Annotated in this window: 18 protein-coding genes; 9 read left to right on the top strand and 9 right to left on the bottom strand. The window is 60.0% G+C overall.

Features of this window, described 5'->3' with window-relative positions; all coding sequences use genetic code 11:
- Window positions 1–1,330: dihydroxy-acid dehydratase (locus ACFFAR_RS07590; RefSeq protein ID WP_375507703.1), on the top strand; the 1,330-nt coding region annotated here is incomplete at its 5' end.
- A 108-nt stretch (window positions 1,331–1,438) separates the two neighbouring features.
- On the top strand, window positions 1,439–1,783 hold the full coding sequence (locus tag ACFFAR_RS07585; RefSeq protein ID WP_086381874.1) for a c-type cytochrome: 345 nt from the start codon (window positions 1,439–1,441) through the stop codon (window positions 1,781–1,783).
- Between the two features lie 21 nt (window positions 1,784–1,804).
- Here the strand turns inward: ACFFAR_RS07585 and ACFFAR_RS07580 are convergent, their stop codons facing one another.
- The 3 genes from ACFFAR_RS07580 to ACFFAR_RS07570 all read right to left on the bottom strand — a co-directional run bounded on the left by ACFFAR_RS07580 (window position 1,805) and on the right by ACFFAR_RS07570 (window position 4,303).
- Window positions 1,805–2,215, bottom strand: coding sequence for a DUF2486 family protein (locus ACFFAR_RS07580; protein ID WP_305954607.1), 411 nt, complete (start codon window positions 2,213–2,215; stop codon window positions 1,805–1,807).
- A gap of 98 nt (window positions 2,216–2,313) precedes the next feature.
- The gene (locus tag ACFFAR_RS07575; RefSeq protein WP_061998764.1) at window positions 2,314–2,745 is read right to left on the bottom strand and encodes a DNA polymerase III subunit chi; all 432 of its coding nucleotides are present in this window, start codon (window positions 2,743–2,745) and stop codon (window positions 2,314–2,316) included.
- 49 nt (window positions 2,746–2,794) lie between these two features.
- Window positions 2,795–4,303, bottom strand: coding sequence for a leucyl aminopeptidase (locus ACFFAR_RS07570; RefSeq protein ID WP_086381875.1), 1,509 nt, complete (start codon window positions 4,301–4,303; stop codon window positions 2,795–2,797).
- A gap of 222 nt (window positions 4,304–4,525) precedes the next feature.
- Between ACFFAR_RS07570 and lptF the strand changes: the two genes are divergently transcribed.
- The 5 genes from lptF to ACFFAR_RS07545 all read left to right on the top strand — a co-directional run bounded on the left by lptF (window position 4,526) and on the right by ACFFAR_RS07545 (window position 9,003).
- On the top strand, window positions 4,526–5,623 hold the full coding sequence (gene lptF, locus ACFFAR_RS07565; protein WP_061998762.1) for an LPS export ABC transporter permease LptF: 1,098 nt from the start codon (window positions 4,526–4,528) through the stop codon (window positions 5,621–5,623).
- A 3-nt stretch (window positions 5,624–5,626) separates the two neighbouring features.
- Entirely contained in the window at window positions 5,627–6,775 is a 1,149-nt protein-coding gene (lptG, locus tag ACFFAR_RS07560) for an LPS export ABC transporter permease LptG (RefSeq protein WP_061998761.1), read from the top strand.
- 39 nt (window positions 6,776–6,814) lie between these two features.
- Entirely contained in the window at window positions 6,815–7,183 is a 369-nt protein-coding gene (locus ACFFAR_RS07555; protein ID WP_174362237.1) for a CbiX/SirB N-terminal domain-containing protein, read from the top strand.
- A 184-nt stretch (window positions 7,184–7,367) separates the two neighbouring features.
- On the top strand, window positions 7,368–7,709 hold the full coding sequence (locus ACFFAR_RS07550) for a helix-turn-helix transcriptional regulator (RefSeq protein WP_061998759.1): 342 nt from the start codon (window positions 7,368–7,370) through the stop codon (window positions 7,707–7,709).
- Window positions 7,699–9,003, top strand: coding sequence for a HipA domain-containing protein (locus ACFFAR_RS07545; protein ID WP_174362238.1), 1,305 nt, complete (start codon window positions 7,699–7,701; stop codon window positions 9,001–9,003). The genes ACFFAR_RS07550 and ACFFAR_RS07545 overlap by 11 nt, the downstream gene beginning before the upstream one ends.
- A 59-nt stretch (window positions 9,004–9,062) precedes the next feature.
- On the opposite strand, the gene cobA is transcribed toward ACFFAR_RS07545, so the two are convergent.
- The 6 genes from cobA to ACFFAR_RS07515 form a co-directional block, all read right to left on the bottom strand.
- Window positions 9,063–9,818 carry a uroporphyrinogen-III C-methyltransferase gene (cobA, locus tag ACFFAR_RS07540; protein ID WP_174362247.1) on the bottom strand — a complete coding sequence of 252 codons (756 nt, stop codon included), beginning with the start codon at window positions 9,816–9,818 and terminating at the stop codon, window positions 9,063–9,065.
- 9 nt (window positions 9,819–9,827) lie between these two features.
- Complete coding sequence (locus ACFFAR_RS07535; protein WP_172811961.1) at window positions 9,828–11,153, bottom strand: sulfate adenylyltransferase subunit 1; 1,326 nt, start codon at window positions 11,151–11,153, stop codon at window positions 9,828–9,830.
- A gap of 30 nt (window positions 11,154–11,183) precedes the next feature.
- Window positions 11,184–12,146, bottom strand: coding sequence for a sulfate adenylyltransferase subunit CysD (gene cysD / locus ACFFAR_RS07530; protein ID WP_062000733.1), 963 nt, complete (start codon window positions 12,144–12,146; stop codon window positions 11,184–11,186).
- Between the two features lie 67 nt (window positions 12,147–12,213).
- On the bottom strand, window positions 12,214–12,945 hold the full coding sequence (locus tag ACFFAR_RS07525; protein ID WP_174362239.1) for a phosphoadenylyl-sulfate reductase: 732 nt from the start codon (window positions 12,943–12,945) through the stop codon (window positions 12,214–12,216).
- A complete protein-coding gene (locus ACFFAR_RS07520) occupies window positions 12,942–13,478 on the bottom strand; it encodes a DUF934 domain-containing protein (protein WP_174362240.1) in 537 nt (178 codons plus the stop codon). The genes ACFFAR_RS07525 and ACFFAR_RS07520 overlap by 4 nt, the downstream gene beginning before the upstream one ends.
- 12 nt (window positions 13,479–13,490) lie before the next feature.
- Entirely contained in the window at window positions 13,491–15,170 is a 1,680-nt protein-coding gene (locus tag ACFFAR_RS07515) for a nitrite/sulfite reductase (protein WP_174362241.1), read from the bottom strand.
- A 220-nt stretch (window positions 15,171–15,390) separates the two neighbouring features.
- Here ACFFAR_RS07515 and ACFFAR_RS07510 point away from each other — a divergent pair, with 220 nt between their 5' ends.
- Both ACFFAR_RS07510 and ACFFAR_RS07505 read left to right on the top strand, forming a co-directional pair.
- Window positions 15,391–16,332 carry a CysB family HTH-type transcriptional regulator gene (locus ACFFAR_RS07510; protein ID WP_061998752.1) on the top strand — a complete coding sequence of 314 codons (942 nt, stop codon included), beginning with the start codon at window positions 15,391–15,393 and terminating at the stop codon, window positions 16,330–16,332.
- A 40-nt stretch (window positions 16,333–16,372) separates the two neighbouring features.
- Window positions 16,373–16,790, top strand: a 418-nt coding sequence (locus ACFFAR_RS07505) for an ABC transporter substrate-binding protein (protein WP_375507702.1), incomplete at its 3' end; no start/stop codon positions are given.

The following is a 16,790-nucleotide window of genomic DNA, read 5'->3' as shown; positions in this document are numbered from 1 at the left end:
TGGCGTGGTCGTGATCGGGGGCTGCGATAAAAACATGCCCGGCGGCATGATCGGCCTCGCGCGCATGAACGTGCCGGGCATCTACGTGTATGGCGGCACGATTCGTCCGGGCAACTGGAAGGGCGTGGACCTGACCATCGTCTCGTCGTTTGAGGCGGTGGGCGAATTCTCGGCGGGACGGATGTCGAAGGAAGATTTCGACGGCATCGAGAGAAACGCATGCCCGTCGAGCGGTTCGTGCGGCGGCATGTACACGGCGAACACCATGAGCTCGTCGTTCGAGGCGCTCGGCATGTCGCTGCTGTATTCATCGACGATGGCGAACCCCGACGAGGAAAAAGTCACGTCCGCGGCGGAATCGGCGCGCGTGCTGGTCGAAGCCGTGAAAGCCGACCTCAAGCCGCGCGACATCATCACGAAGAAGTCCATCGAAAACGCCGTCGCGCTGATCATGGCCACGGGCGGCTCGACTAACGCCGTGCTGCATTACCTGGCTATTGCGCACGCCGCGGAAGTGGAATGGACCATCGACGACTTCGAACGCATGCGCAAGAAAGTGCCGGTGATCTGCAATCTGAAACCGTCGGGCCAGTACGTGGCGACCGATCTGCACAAGGCGGGCGGCATTCCGCAAGTCATGAAGATCCTGCTCGACGCCGGCATGCTTCACGGCGATTGCATCACGATCACGGGCAAGACGCTCGCGGAAGAATTGAAGGACATTCCGTCGAAGCCGCGCGCTGACCAGGACGTGATTTTCCCCATCGACAAAGCGCTTTACGACGAAGGTCATCTCGCGATCCTGAAGGGAAATCTGGCCACGGACGGCGCGGTCGCCAAGATCACCGGCCTGAAGAACCCGGTGATCACGGGCCCGGCCCGCGTGTTCGAGGACGAGCAAAGCGCAATGACCGCGATCGTCGCGGGGCAGATCAAGGCCGGCGATATCGTCGTGCTGCGTTACCTCGGGCCGCAAGGCGGTCCCGGCATGCCGGAAATGCTGGCGCCGACGTCGGCGATCGTCGGCCAGGGCCTGGGTGAATCCGTGGGCCTCATTACCGATGGCCGTTTCTCCGGCGGCACCTGGGGCATGGTGGTCGGCCACGTCGCGCCGGAAGCGTTCGTGGGCGGCACGATTGCGCTGGTCAAGGAAGGCGATTCGATCACCATCGACGCGCACAAACTGCTGCTTCAACTCAACGTGGACGACAAGGAGATCGAACGCCGCCGCGGCGAGTGGAAGAAACCCGCGCCACGATATACGCGCGGCGTGCTGGCCAAGTACGCCGCGCTGGCGTTGCCGGCGAACAAGGGCGCTGTGACGGGTTGATCGTCTAAGTTCGCAGCCGAACGTCCAGGGGCGCACGATGCAGATCGTGCGCCCCTTGTCTTTTATACTGTGGCGCAACCGGCCAGGTTAAAAACCAACGGAGACCACATGGCGTTCGGTATTCGATTGAGCAAATGGGGAATTGCGTGGGTGCTTGTTTGCAGCGCAGCAAATGTTCATGCGCAACAGCCGGCAAACTCCGATCCGCGTCTTGTGCTCGCTCAGGGCAGCAATTGCATGAGCTGCCATTCGATATCGCGTGATTTCATGGGGCCATCGTTCAAACATGTCGCCGCCCGATACGCGGACGTTCCCGGCGCCCATGAGATCGTGGCGCGCAAGATTGCGGAAGGCGGTGTGGGCGACTGGGGCGTCGTGCCGATGCCCGCCAATACGCAAGTCACGCCCGATCAGGCGCACGCTTTGGCGGACTGGATTCTTTCGTTGAAGTGATGTCCGAATGACGTCCGAACCCTAGCCACGGCCCCGCCGTTCCAGCTCGTCCGCCACAGCTTCCCGCACCCACTCCGTCAGCTCTGTTTCAAGCGCCAGCGCGACTTCGCGCGTGATCTGGCTGACAAGCCACGTGGAATGCTCCTGCAAGGATTCGCGGCACCGCTCTTCGATCAGCGTGCGTCCATCGCCGGTGAGGAAATGTGTAAACCGGCCGCGCAGCCGTTCCGCGATCTGGTCGGCATCGCGGTCGGTGCCGTGCGCGACTGCGCCAGGCGCAGCCACCGCAGGCGACAACACCGGCTCAGGCGCACGCGGCGCCACGCGGGCACGCTCGGCGCGTCCGGGCACGATGACATCGGTGAGAACAGGGATGGAGGAATCAAAGTTATCGGGTGATTCGGCCGTATCGGGCGCGGTGGTGATGGGCACGAGTGGACTCCGTCTTGATGGCAGGCACGCCTTTAGGATAACGGCCGGCGTTTTCGGGGATCATACCCTGTACGCGGCGGCGCGCCATCCCGGAGGTTTCACGCTCCGGCGCCCTGTTTGTAGTTGTTGAGCACATACCCGCGATCGCGATAGAACCGGTAGCGCTCCCGCCCCGCCACGAGTTCATGCTCGTCGTTGCCGACCACTTCCAGCAGCCGTTCGAAACGCGCGAATTGGGGCGGCACGGCGGCGCCGAGGTTCAGCAGGATCTGATGCTGCTGGTTCTCCAGCACCGTATCGAGCGACGCCGCCAGCAACACCGGCGTGTCGGCCGCAAGTGCGCTGTCCGCCATGCAATGCGGCACGAATTCGAGCGGCTTGAACGTCCACAATTGTTCGTCGAAACGTTTCAGCCGCTCGGGTTCGGCCAGCACGATCAACGGCTGGCCGCTCATGTACGCCTTGCGTGCGAGGCGGCAGGCGTACGCAATCGAATCGCCCACATTCGAATGAAAGTCGATCCGCGTCATGCCCGCGCCTCCCTGCCGGCGCCCGTAATGCTCGATACGCGCAAACTCATTACCCCGCGCGATCAACGAGGAATTGCGTGAGCAACGGCACCGGACGGCCGGTTGCGCCCTTCGCAGCGCCGCTCTTCCACGCCGTACCCGCGATATCGAGGTGAGCCCACGGATAGTTCTGCGCAAAGCGCGAGAGGAAACACGCGGCCGTAATCGCGCCGCCCGGCCGGCCGCCGATATTTGCAAGATCGGCGAAATTCGACTTCAGCAGGTCCTGATATTCGTCGTCAAGCGGCATGCGCCAGGTCGGATCGATCGCTTCCTTCGATGCATCCAGCAGTTCGCCCGCGAGCGCGTCGTCCTTCGAGAACAGACCCGTGTTGTGATGGCCGAGCGCGACCACGCACGCGCCGGTCAGCGTGGCGATATCGATCACGGCGGCCGGCTTGAAGCGTTCCACGTAGGTCAGCGCGTCGCACAGGATCAGGCGGCCTTCGGCGTCGGTGTTCAGCACTTCGATGGTCGTGCCCGACATGGACGTCACGATGTCGCCCGGCTTCACTGCGTTGCCGGCAGGCATGTTCTCGCAGGTCGGAACCACGCCGATCACGTTGAGCTTCAGCCCCATTTCCGCGATGGCGCGCATGGTGCCGAACACGGAACCGGCGCCGAGCATGTCGTACTTCATCTCGTCCATGCTGTCGCCCGGCTTGATGGAAATGCCGCCGGTATCGAACGTGATGCCCTTGCCGACGAGCACGACCGGCGCAGCCTTCGCACCCGCGCCCTGATGATGCATCACGATAAACGCAGGCGGTTCGATCGAGCCTTTCGCCACCGACAGGAACGAGCCCATGCCGAGCGCTTCGATCTGCTTCTGGCCGAGCACTTCGACCTTCAGCTTGAATTCCTTACCGAGTTTTTTCGCGGTATGGCCGAGATACGTCGGCGTGCAGACGTTCGGCGGCAAGTTGCCGAGGTCCCGCGTCAGGTCCATGCCGTTGGCGAGCGCCGTGGCGTGCTTGACCGCGAGCTTCGCGGCTTTTTCGTCGGTTGCGTCGATGCTGAACACAACCTTTTTCAACGCACGATCGCCGTTTTCCGGCTTGCTCTTCATCTGCGTGAACTTGTAGGTCAGCTCGCGCAGCGCGAGGATGGCGCAGCGCACACCCCAGTCGCCGGTGCGCTCGGGCACGGGCAATTGGGCAAGGGTGAATGCAACATTTGCAATCTTCGTGGCGAGCAATGCGCGCCACGCGGCGCGTGCCGCTTCCGCATAAGCCTTCTGGTTGAAACCGTCCTGCTTGCCGAGACCCACCAGCAAAATACGCGATGCGCCCAGACCCGTCACTTCGGTCAGCATCAGCGTGGAACCTGCCTTGCCGCTCATGTCGCCGGCTTTCACCGTGCGCGTGAGCAGACCCTTGGTCGCCAAATCAATCTCGCGGGCTGCGCCCGTCAACGTCTGCGCTTCGAACACGCCGAGCACTACTACATCGGCTTTTCCGTTAAGGAAACCATTTGCCGAGCCTTTGCTCCAATCACAGGCTTTTATGCTAAAGTCCATCGCGCTTATCCTCGGATAAAATCTTGGCTGAAGGATGAAAGCCGCAATTATCCGCTATTTTTTCCGAGGCGGTCACAGGTAGCGATGCCCGGATCGAATGTCTGCCCTCATGACTTCGTCCAGTTTGCACGTTTGTCATCGCATGGCGGCCAGATGCGGCCGCCAAGATGGGCCCGCATATCGTCCAACCGTCAGTCGCCGCCGGCTTCAAGCTATCAATCAATGATCTTCCAACGCTCCCTTCAGCGTGAACTCGCGTACACCGCCGGTGCCGTATTCATGGTGCTGCTGACCATCATGCTGACCACCATGATGATCCGCATCGTCGGCTTCGCGGCGTCAGGCCAGGTCGATCCGCGCGACGTCGTCGTGCTGATCGGACTCACCGTGATCGGTTATCTGGCCGTGATGCTGATCGTCACGCTGTTCGTCTCCATTCTTTTTGTGCTCACGCGCTGGTATCGCGATTCGGAAATGGTCGTGTGGCTTGCGTCCGGCGTGAGCCAGACCGCACTGATCAGGCCCGTCGCCGTATTTTCCACGCCGATCATCATCCTGATCATCTTCTTTGCGTTCATCGGCTGGCCCTGGTCGAACCAGCAGAGCAAACTCATCAAGGCACGTTTCCAGCAGCGCGATGAAGTGTCGCTGCTCGCCCCCGGCCAGTTCCGCGAATCGCCGACGAGTCACCGCGTGTTTTTCATCGAGAAGATGTCGCCGGACCAGGGGCATGTGCAGAACGTGTTCGTGACCAGCACGGAAGGCGGCAAGGTGAACGTGGTGGTATCGAAGAATGGTCATACCGAAACGCATGCGAACGGTGACCGTTTCGTCGTGCTGGAAAACGGCCGCCGATACGACGGCATTCCCGGCCAGCCGAATTTCCGGATCATGGAATTCGAGCGATACGGCGTGAAGATCCAGAGCCAGCAGTTCGTGAATACGCCGTCGACCACGGGCATGTACACGAACGAACTGCTTGCCGACCCAAGCCGCACGAATCTTGCTGAAATCGCCTGGCGCGCCGGGTTGCCGCTCATCGCGCTCAACCTCATGCTGCTTGCCATCCCGCTTTCGTACCAGAATCCGCGACGCAGCCGCACCATCAATCTCGTCATGGCCGTGCTGATCTACCTGACTTATTCGAACCTGCTGAACGTTGTGCAGTCATGGATCGAGCAGGGACGCGTTTCGTTTGTCGTCGGACTGCTCGGGCTGCACATACTGGTTTCGGTGCTGGTGGCGTTCATCTTCTGGATGCGCATTCGCAATCGGCCGTTGTTCCGGCTGTCGAGCCTCACGCGTTCGAAGGGGGCCTGACGCATGCGCATTTATGAACGGTACTTCGCGCGTCAGATTTATCTCGCGTTCATTTTCATTCTGTTTGCATTCTCCGGCCTGTTCTTCTTTTTCGATCTGATCAATGAGCTGAATACGGTCGGGCACGGCAACTACAAATTCGGTCTGGCGGTGCTTCGGGTCGCGCTGCAAACGCCGTCGCGTTTTTACGAAATCATCCCCGTCGCCGCGTTGATCAGCGCCATCTACGTGTTCGCGCAAATGGCTGCGGCGTCGGAATTCACCATTTTCCGTGTGTCGGGATTGTCGACCGGCAAGGCGTTGCGTTCGCTGATGAAAATCGGCATTCCGATGGTCCTGCTCACTTATGTTATCGGCGAAGTGGTGGGCCCCTACTCCGATCAGCTTTCGGAAAAGGTCCGGCTGGAGGCGCTGGGGTCGTCGGTATCGATGAACTTCGAATCCGGCGTCTGGGTGAAGGACACGCTGACCGCACGCGCCGACGGTGAGCAGGTCACGCGTTTCGTGAACGTCGGCACCCTCAATCCTGACACGACCATTGCGGACGTGCGGATCTATGAGTTCGATTCATTGTTGCGCCTGACCAATGTGCGCATTGCAAAAAGCGGCGTATTCCAGCCGCCGGGGCATTGGAAGCTCACGGGCGTGACGGACACGCAACTCGTCGATGCACCGCCGCAAACGGTGAATCCCGGCGACGCGCTGAATCCGGTTTATCGTGCGCAGCAGACAACGTTGCCCGAGTATTCGTTGCGCTCCGAACTGACGCCGCAGATTCTCTCAGTGCTGCTGGTTTCGCCCGACCGGATGTCGATGTTCAACCTGTTTCGATACATCCAGCATCTGACGGAAAATCATCAGGATTCGCAGCGGTATCAGATCGCGTTCTGGCGCAAGATCTTGTATCCGCTCGCGGTGCTGGTGATGCTGGTGCTGTCGCTGCCGTTCGCGTACCTGCACACGCGTGCTGGCGTAGTCGGCGTGAAGGTGTTTGGCGGCATCATGATCGGCATGAGTTTCCAGTTGATCAACACGCTGTTTTCGCACATCGGCACGTTGAATACCTGGCCCGCGCCCGTCACGGCCGCGGCGCCTGCACTGGCCTATCTGATAGTCGGATTGATCGGCCTGCGCTGGGTCGATCGGCACTAGAGACACCAGGCATCGGTTTTGCCCTCTGTGGAGCATGCAATGAGCAAGCACGGCATGATTTTGTTTGGTCACGGCGCACGTGATCCGCGTTGGGCCGAGCCCTTCGAACGCCTCGCGACAAAGCTGCGCGCCCAGCGCAGCGATCCGGTTTCCCTCGCGTTCCTCGAATTGATGACGCCGGATTTGCCCATGGCGATCGAAAAGCTTGGGTCGGACGGGTGTGATGTCGTTACCGTCGTGCCCGTGTTTTTTGGCCAGGGCGGCCATATCCGGCGGGATCTTCCTGAGTTGCTGGATCGATGCCGCGCAATGTTTCCATCGGTCGAGATCAAGTGCGCGGTGGCGGTCGGGGAAGATGAAGCGGTGCTGGACGCAGTTGCGCAGTATTGCCTGCGCCAGATCGGATAAGCTCGGCAGATTCAAGCGCTTCGAGCCTTGCGCACCCTATTGAAATAGCAAAAACAGTCATATCTGACCAATTAAACCGGTTTATTGGTCAGATATGACTATTTTTTCGCTCAACAAGATTGATGTCGTGTCGAATTTGTCTATACTGACTAATTAAGTGGGTTTATATGTCAGATAAGACAAAATGAAACGCAACAACAAGGACTTCATCTCTCCTGAACTGGACCAGCGGGCGACCTCGTTCGGCCGCGCGGTTGCCGCCGCACGCATCGCGCGCAACATGACGCGGCAAGACTTTTCCGAGCGGGCCAACATGAGCCCGAGCACCCTGGCACGCATTGAAAGCGGCGACGTCTCCGTGAGTTTCGCATCCTGGCTTCAGGCATTCGACCGTGCAGGCCTTCTCGGTACGCTCGAGCCGCTTGCCAATCCCCAGAACGACCGGATAGGCGAAGCACGCCGCCAGATAGAGTCCCGTGTGCGCCCACGCAAGAGCGCAGCGAAGACGGACGACTATGATTTTTAATACCTCGACGTGGAGCAAATACGTCTTCATTACGCTGGAAGGGTCGTCGGAGGCCGTACCTGCCGGCAAGCTCGAACTCCTCGAGGAAGGAATCAGACCGACTGCATCGACTTTCGTCTATGGAAACAAGTATCTGCAACGCGCGAACGCTACGGCCGTAGACCCGGTCAGCATGCCGTTGAGCGAGGCAAAAAAAACAAAAGAAGTGGTGTTTCAACCACCAGCGGGACTGGCGTTATTTGGCGCGATTCGCGACGCGGCGCCGGACTCCTGGGGCCGGCGGGTTATCGAGAATATGCTGCGGGCAGCGCCCGATGGTCTGCCCGAGACCGAATATCTCGCTCATGCCGGTCCGCACCGCACGGGCGCGCTCGATTTCAGGGACTCGCCGACCTCACCTGCGGAGCCGGGCAAATTGCCGGATGCAAAAGCGCTGACCTATCTACTCGATGCCGCCGCGATGATTCAGGAAGGCAAGCCGGTTCCGAAGAAACTGCAATTGCTCTTTAGCGTAGGCGCGACGTTCGGCGGCGCAAGGCCAAAAGCCGTGCTGCTCGACGATAACCGCCAGTGGGTCGCAAAATTCCCGGTTGCCCGCGACGGTTTCAACGTGCCGCTGGTAGAACGCGCGACGCTGGAGCTTGCCCGTCAGTGCGGCATGCGAGTGCCGGCGACCCGGTCCGTTCACCTTCCCGACGGACGCGATGTCATGTTGATCGAGCGGTTCGACCGCGTGCCGTTGCCGGAGGGTAGCTTTGGCAAACGGCACGTCGTCAGCGCTCTAACCATGCTCAAGATGCACGAAAGCGATACTGCCTCTGCCAGCTACACGGATCTGTCGGATACGCTGAGCGAGCGCGGCGCGGTTGGTTTTGTCGCGGCTGACAAGCTCGAACTGTTCAAACGCATGGTGTTCAACATCCTCGTGACGAACGACGACGATCACCTTCGTAATCATGCATTTGTGTGGGACGGTGCGAACAAGGGTTGGCGCCTGAGCGAGCTTTACGATGTAGTCCCGAAGCCGCAGGTCGGCTCCGAACGTTTCCTGGTGCTAGGCGTCGGTCCGGCAATGGGCCGCCTGGCGACGCTCGATAATGCTCTCTCCGCTGCGGGGCGGTTCGGGCTTCTCAAACACGCTGCAGCGGAAATCATCCAGCATCTGTCGAGCGTAGTACGCGAGTGGCGAACCTACTTCGAGGCGTTCGATGTCCCCAAGTCCGAGTGCGACAAGATCGCCTCAGCGTTTCGCAAACCGCAGAGCATAGGGCTGCGCGAAGTCGAGAAGGTTTAGCGCAATAAAAAAGTCCCCTGCCGGTCATCGACCGGCAGGGGACTTTCAATCGAAAGACATCAAGCCGCCGCTTGCAAGGCCGCTTTCACCTGACCGGTTTCTGCCAGCGCGCGCTCCGCGAACGCCTCACCGATCATCAGCAAACTCGGCTGCGATGCATCGAGCCAATCCTGTGCGTCACCACGTGCCATTTCACCCAGCGTCAGCGTCAACGAACGCTCGCGCTCGGTACTGCAGGCCTCGACGATAGCAACCGGCGTCGATCCCGCCCGTCCTGCATCGATCAATTGCTGCGCAATCTCCGGCGCGCTGTCGCGGCCCATGTAGAACACGAGAGAATCGGCGCTGGCCTGCTCGCGGATCTCGTCGCTGTCCGGCGCGCGGCTATAGGTCGCCAACGCCACGCTCCGCGATACCCCGCGCAACGTGAGCGAGCGCTTCAGCGTCGCGGCGCTCGCCAGCGCGGCCGTGATCCCCGGCACCACTTCATATTCGATACCCGTGGCTTCGAGTGCGCGCATTTCTTCATCGGCGCGACCGAAAAGCATGGGGTCGCCTCCCTTCAAACGCACGACGATGTCATGCTCGCGCGCGGCATCGACGATCTGCTTGTTGATGAAATGCTGCGCCGTCGAACGCTGTCCGCAACGCTTGCCGACGGCGATCCGATGCGCGTCGGGCGCGTAGTCAAGCATGGCGGGCTCGATCAGCGCATCGTGCAGAACCACTTGCGCCTGGCTCAGCAGCCGGGCGCCGCGAACCGTGATCAGGTCTGCAGCACCAGGCCCCGCGCCGATCAGATAAACCTTACCCATAGTCATTGCTCAGGCTGAGAACGAGCGAATCATCCCGGCCGCAACCGTGTGATGTGTCGCTTCATCGATAAGAACGAACGCGCCGGTGCCCTGATGCGTATCGTAGGCATCGCAGACGATCGGCTTTTGCAGCGTCAGCGCCACGCGGCCGATGTCGTTCATGTTCAGATCACGACGATCAACCGAATGCAACAGCGTATGCACGTCCAGCACTTCCTTGATCGCACCGATCCGCGCGAACACCGTGTTCGTGGTCTGCTTGAGCAAGTACTTGCGTTGCGGTGAAAGCGGTTCTTCGTCGAACCAGCAAAGGTCGGCATCGAGCTTTTTCGCCGGCTCCACCTTCACGCCGGTCGCGTTGCGCGGCACGAACGTATCGCCGCGCGAGACATCGATATCTTCGGCAAGGCGGATGGTCACCGTCTGGCCCGCGAACGCGCGATCTACTTGCCCGACACCGCCCGGCACCGGCGCAATGATCTCGGCCACCGTGGCATCCCGGTTGGCGGGCAGAACGGTGATGGAATCGCCGAGCTTCACTTCGCCCGACTCCACGCGTCCCATGTAGCCGCGGAAATCGTCGGCCTTGTTGCCGTCCTGACGCGCGACCCATTGCACCGGAAAGCGCAGCGCCTGCTCGACAGGCTGCGCTACCGGCAATGCTTCGAGCAGATCGAGCAGCGGTTCGCCTGCGTACCACGGCATGCGTTCGCTGGCGGTCACGATGTTGTCGCCCTTCAACGCCGATACCGGCACGAAGCGCACATTGCTGATATTGAGCCGGCGCGCGAGCTCGACATAAGCATCGCGGATCTCGTTGAAACGCGACTCGCTGAAGTCGATCAGGTCCATCTTGTTGATCGCGACGATCACGTGCTGCAGCCCGAGCAACTTGACGATCGCGCTATGACGCACGGTCTGCGGCAGCAATTGCGCAACGCCGTCCTTGAACGTGACGCGCGTGGCGTCCACGAGAATGATCGCGGCATGCGCCGTGGATGCGCCCGTCACCATGTTGCGCGTGTACTGCTCGTGTCCGGGGGTATCGGCGATGATGAACTTGCGCTTCGCCGTCGCGAAATAGCGGTATGCCACGTCGATGGTGATGCCCTGCTCGCGCTCGGCTTCGAGGCCGTCGGTCAGCAGCGACAGGTCGATTTCATCGCCGACGGTGCGCTTGTTCTTCGCGCGCGACAACGCCGACAACTGATCCGACAACACCGCCTTGCTGTCGAACAGCAAGCGGCCGATCAGCGTGCTCTTGCCGTCGTCCACACTGCCCGCGGTGATGAAGCGCAACACGCCGAGGTCTTCGGGTTGATGAATGCTCATGATGTTTCCCTGTTCCTTGTGCCAGCGTGAGGCTTAGAAATAACCTTGTTTCTTGCGCGTTTCCATGGCCGCCTCGGACGCTTGGTCGTCCATGCGCGTGGCGCCGCGTTCCGTGATTTCCGTCACGGCCGTTTCCGCGATGATCTTCTCGACGTCGTCAGCGTCGCTTGCAACCGGGCACGTGCAACTGATGTCGCCAACGGTACGGAAACGCACTTGCGCCACCTCCGATACTTCCCCTTCCTGCAGCGGCGTGAGCGGCGTCAGTGGCACGAGCAGGCCGTTGCGTCGGATGATCTCGCGATCATGCGCGTAATAGATCGACGGCAACTCAAGCTTCTCGCGTCCGATGTATTGCCAGATATCCAGTTCGGTCCAGTTCGAGATAGGGAACACGCGCAAGTGCTCGCCGTTATGCAAACGCGCGTTATAGATGCTCCACAATTCCGGGCGCTGCGCTTTCGGGTCCCACTGGCCGAACTCATCGCGGAAAGAGAAGATGCGTTCTTTCGCACGGGCCTTTTCTTCATCCCGACGCGCGCCGCCGATCAGCGCCGTATAACCATGTTCTTCGATGGTCTCGAGCAATGTCACCGCTTGCGCCGCGTTACGCGAGTCCGTTTCGCGACGCAGGCGCACGGTGCCTTTCTTGATCGAATCCTCGACGTGACCGACCACCAGTTCAGCGCCAATTTCAGCGGCGCGGCGATCGCGGAAGTCGATGACCTCATTGAAGTTGTGGCCCGTGTCGATATGAACCAGCGGAAACGGCAGCACGGTCTTGCGGCCCGCGCCCAGGCCAAACGCCTTCAACGCAAGATGCAGCACGACGACCGAATCCTTGCCGCCCGAGAACAGCAGCGCGGGCTTGCTGCATTCGGCGACGAGTTCGCGCAGGATATGAATCGACTCAGCTTCGAGCCAGTCCAGATGGTCCATCCGCGTCCCGCGATTGGCGATGGGCGCGTTGACTGTTGAATCGAGCGTGCTGCTCATATGCGTCGTTCCTCGGTTACTTTGCACGGCACCAGATGGAGGCGCCGTGCGTCAATATCAAATACGTTCAGAGCGCCGAACTGGGCGCGACGCTCCGGTCTTCCACGATCTTGATGTTCGTGACGTGCAAGCCGCATTCCTTCGTATCCCGCGACTCCCACCACCAGCGGCCGGCCCGGCTGTCTTCGCCGGGACGGATTGCGCGCGTGCATGGCTCGCAGCCAATGCTCGGATAACCACGCGCATGCAGCGGGTTCACGGGGACATCGAAGGCTTTCAGATAAGCCCAGACTTCTGCCTCGGTCCAGTCCGCAAGCGGATTGAACTTGGCGATACTGCGCGGTGCATCGTGTTCTTCTTCGTGCAGTTCCACGCGTGTCACCGACTGCTCGCGGCGCTGTCCCGTGACCCATGCGCTCACGTTGCTCAGCGCACGATTGAGCGGCTCGACCTTGCGAATGCCGCAACAGCTTTTGCGTAGATCGACGCTTTCATAGAAGGCGTTCAGACCGTGGTCGCGAACGTATTCTTCGACCGCTTCCGGCTGCGGGTGAAACTGTTCGATGTCGTAGCCATAGCGCTCTTTCACGCGATCGAGCATGTCGAGCGTTTCAGCATGCAAACGACCGGTGTTGAGCGAGAAGATGCCGATCTTCACCCCACGCGAAAGAATCGCGTGTGTGAGCAACATGTCTTCGGCGGCAAGGCTGCTGGCTAGTTTGACGTTCGCATGGCGTTGCGCGATGGAATCGAGCAACGCGTCCAGGCGTTCGACTTTGGCTTGCAGTTCGACATTCATGCAGCGGCCCCGGCAGCTTTTTCACGGCGGCGGAACAGCGGGTTCGGATCGTCGACCGCGCCTTGATACGGGATGCTCAGTTCACTGAACGCGTTCAACGCGTCGTGAATGTCCTTGTCGGCGCGAACGGCGAACGCGTCGAAACCGCAGCGTTCATGAAAGCGCAACTGGTCGCGCAGCACGTCGCCAATGGCGCGCAACTCGCCGTTCCAGTGATAACGCTCGCGCAGCGAGCGGCCGATGCTGAAACCGCGGCCATCGCTGAACTTCGGAAAGTCCACCGCGATCAGCGCGATCTTGTCGAAGTCTTCGACCAGTTCGGCGGGTTCGTCGTCGGGAGCAAGCCAGACGCCGATCGGCTCTTTCTTGTGCGCCGAACCTAGCGATGCCTTGTGCGCTTTCCACCACGTGAACGGCACGATCACCTTGCCGGGCAGCAACGCATCGACAGCAGGCAGCGTACCGTCTTCACCTGCACGCACCACGTGCCAAGTGTCTTCAACCACTTCGCGATTCTTGATAATCGAAGCCATGTGCTTTATTCCTCAGACATGCGCCGGCTGGCGCGACGCGTACACGCGTTCCTTGAACGGCGCAATGCCGATACGACCGTACGTCTCGATGAAACGCTCGCCCTCGATGCGATTCTCAACGAAGGTATCGATGACTTGCGACACCACGTCGGGCATCTCTTCCGCCGAGAACGACGGGCCGATCACGCGGCCAAGATGCGCGCCCGTTGCGCCCGAGCTCTGCTCGCCGCCAAGCGTCACTTGATACCACTCCGAGCCGTCCTTATCGACGCCAAGAACACCGATGTTGCCAATGTGATGATGACCGCACGCATTGATGCAACCGGAGATGTTCAGCGTCAGATCGCCCAGGTCATATACGTAGTCGAGATCGCTGAAGCGTTCCTGAATGGCTTGTGCAATCGGGATCGACTTCGCGTTGGCGAGCGAGCAGAAATCGCCGCCCGGGCACGCGATGATATCGGTCAGCAAACCAATATTCGATGTCGCAAACCCCAGCGCCTTCGCGCGTTCCCACACCGCATGCAAGTCGCGCTTCTTCACGTTCGCCAGGATCAGGTTCTGCTCGTGCGAGACACGAATTTCACCGAATGAATATTCATCGGCGAGATCGGCGACGGCTTCCATCTGCACGTCCGTTGCATCGCCGGGAGCAATGCCCGTGGGCTTCAGCGACAACGTCACCGACGCATACCCCGCCACCTTGTGCGGCCGCACGTTACGTTCGATCCAGCGCGCGAACGGCTTGCTGTCGATGAGATGCTTTTCATACGATGCATCCGTGTCCGGCAGCTTTTCATATGCGGGCGGAGCGAAGAATTGCGATACCCGGTCAAGCTCTTCTTGCGTGAGCGTGGAAGGACCGTCCTTCAAGTGGGCCCATTCTTCTTCCACTTGCTGCGCGAATTTGGCGGGGCTCAGCGCCTTCACGAGGATCTTGATACGCGCCTTATACATATTGTCGCGACGGCCGTAGCGGTTATACACACGCAATACGGCTTCGCAATACGTCAGGAGATGCTGCCACGGCAGATCTTCCTTGATCACCGCGCCGACGATCGGCGTGCGTCCCAGACCGCCGCCCGCCAGGATGCTCGCGACGACTTCACCGGCCTCGTTCTTCTTCAGATACACGCCCAGATCGTGCACTTGCTCGGCCGCGCGATCTTCCACCGAACCATTCACCGCGATCTTGAACTTGCGCGGCAGCCACGCGAACTCCGGGTGGAAAGTCGACCATTGACGGAGAATTTCCGCCCACGGACGCGGATCGACGATTTCATCGGGCGCCACGCCGGCGAACTGATCAGCCGTGATATTGCGGATGCAGTTACCCGACGTTTGAATGCCGTGCATTTGCACCGACGCCAGCTTGCGCAGGATCTCGGGCGTTTCTTCGAGCTGGATCCAGTTGAACTGGATGTTGGTGCGCGTCGAAAAGTGGCCGTAATTGCGGTCGTGCTCACGCGCGATGGTGCCGAGCATGCGCATCTGGTCGCTGCGCAGATTGCCGTAAGGAATCGCGATGCGGTGCATATACGCATGGCGCTGCATGTAGAGACCGTTCTGCAGGCGCAGCGGACGAAATTCCTCTTCGCTCAACTCGCCGGACAAACGTCGGCGGACTTGGTCGCTGTATTGAGCGACGCGTTCGTCGACGATTTTCTGGTCGATCTGATCGTATTGATACATTCGGGGGCCCCAGTTTTTAGTAGTTCCGTCAGTACGGCGTCCTAGCCACGCCGCACATCAATATCAGTAGAGTCATGCGCCGCAATGCCGTTCGGACATTGCCCTCATTTGCTTATGACAAATACAGATATCGATATTGGAAAAATTGTCTCGATGGTAATAAACTTCCTATATATTGCAAACGACTGATAAATTACTTTGATATGCGGATGGGTTATATATGAATCTGCACCAGTTTCGCTTCGTGCGCGAAGCCGTCCGGCAGAACTACAACTTGACCGAAGCTGCTAAAGCGCTGTTTACGTCGCAGCCGGGGGTATCGAAGGCAATCATCGAGCTCGAGGATGAACTCGGAGTCGAAATATTCACGCGTCATGGCAAACGGGTACGTTCGCTGACGGAGCCAGGGCGGATTATCCTGGCATCGGTGGAAAAAATCTTGCAGGAAGTCGAGAGCCTCAAACGGGTCGGTAAGGATTACGCCGCGCAGGACCAGGGCAACCTCGTAATTGCCGCCACGCACACCCAGGCGCGCTATTCGTTGCCGACCGCCATCGCCGAGTTCAAGAAGCGTTTTCCCAAGGTCCACCTTTCGATTTTGCAAGGAAGCCCGACGCAAGTTGCCGAAATGGTCATCCACGATCAGGCGGACATCGCGATCGCGACCGAGGCAATCGCCAACTATAAGGAACTGGTCTCGTTGCCGTGTTTCCAGTGGCATCACGTGGCCGTGGTGCAGCCCGATCATCCACTGCTCGAGCGCAAGCTGTTGACGCTCGACGACCTGGCGCAATACCCGATCATCACGTACGACAATGCGTTCGCTGGCCGCTCGAAGATCAATCAGGCGTTCGCGCTGCGCCACCTGACGCCGGACATCGTGCTGGAAGCAATCGATGCCGACGTGATCAAGACATATGTGGAACTCGGATTGGGCGTGGGCATTCTCGCGGACATCGCCTTCAACCCGGAACGCGACAAACATCTTCGCGCGATGCCTGTTGGCCATCTGTTCGGCACCAACGTCACGCGGCTCGCGTTGAAACAAGGTGCGTATCTGCGCAGTTATGTATACACGCTCGTTGAACTGCTTTCGCCTTCCATGAACCGCAAGCTCATAGAACAGGCGCTTTCGGGCGAGCACGAAAGCTACGAGCTTTGATCGAATTTTCCTAACCACACCTCTTCGCGGAGACCATCCAATGAAGTTGTCGAAGTTCATGCGGCCGACGCTCGTGTTCAGCGCGGTCGCTTTTTTTAGCGCAGCGGCCAGCGCGCAGTTGAAGGTTGGCATCGACTTGTCGAGTACGGGGCCAGCGGCCGCTATCGGCATCACGAGCAAGAACGCAATGCTGATGTGGCCGAAGACCATCGCGGGTCAGCAGGCCGAATACATCATCCTCGATGACGGATCGGATCCGGGCGCCGCCGTGCGCAATATCCGCAAGCTGATCACCGAAGACAAGGTCGATGTCATCGTGGGCCCGAATATCACGCCCGCCGCACTGGCCGCGCTCGATCCGGTCGCCGAGTACCAGACGCCCATGATCACGCTGATCGGCTCGGCGTCGGTCGTGGAGCCGCAGGAAGGCAAGAAGGTGTGGGCGTTCAAGATGGCCC

It is taken from the genome of uncultured Caballeronia sp. (assembly GCF_964243625.1).
Taxonomy (GTDB): Bacteria; Pseudomonadota; Gammaproteobacteria; order Burkholderiales; family Burkholderiaceae; genus Caballeronia.
Note: the sequence above shows the minus strand (reverse complement) of the source record. Positions and strands in the feature narration are given on the sequence as shown.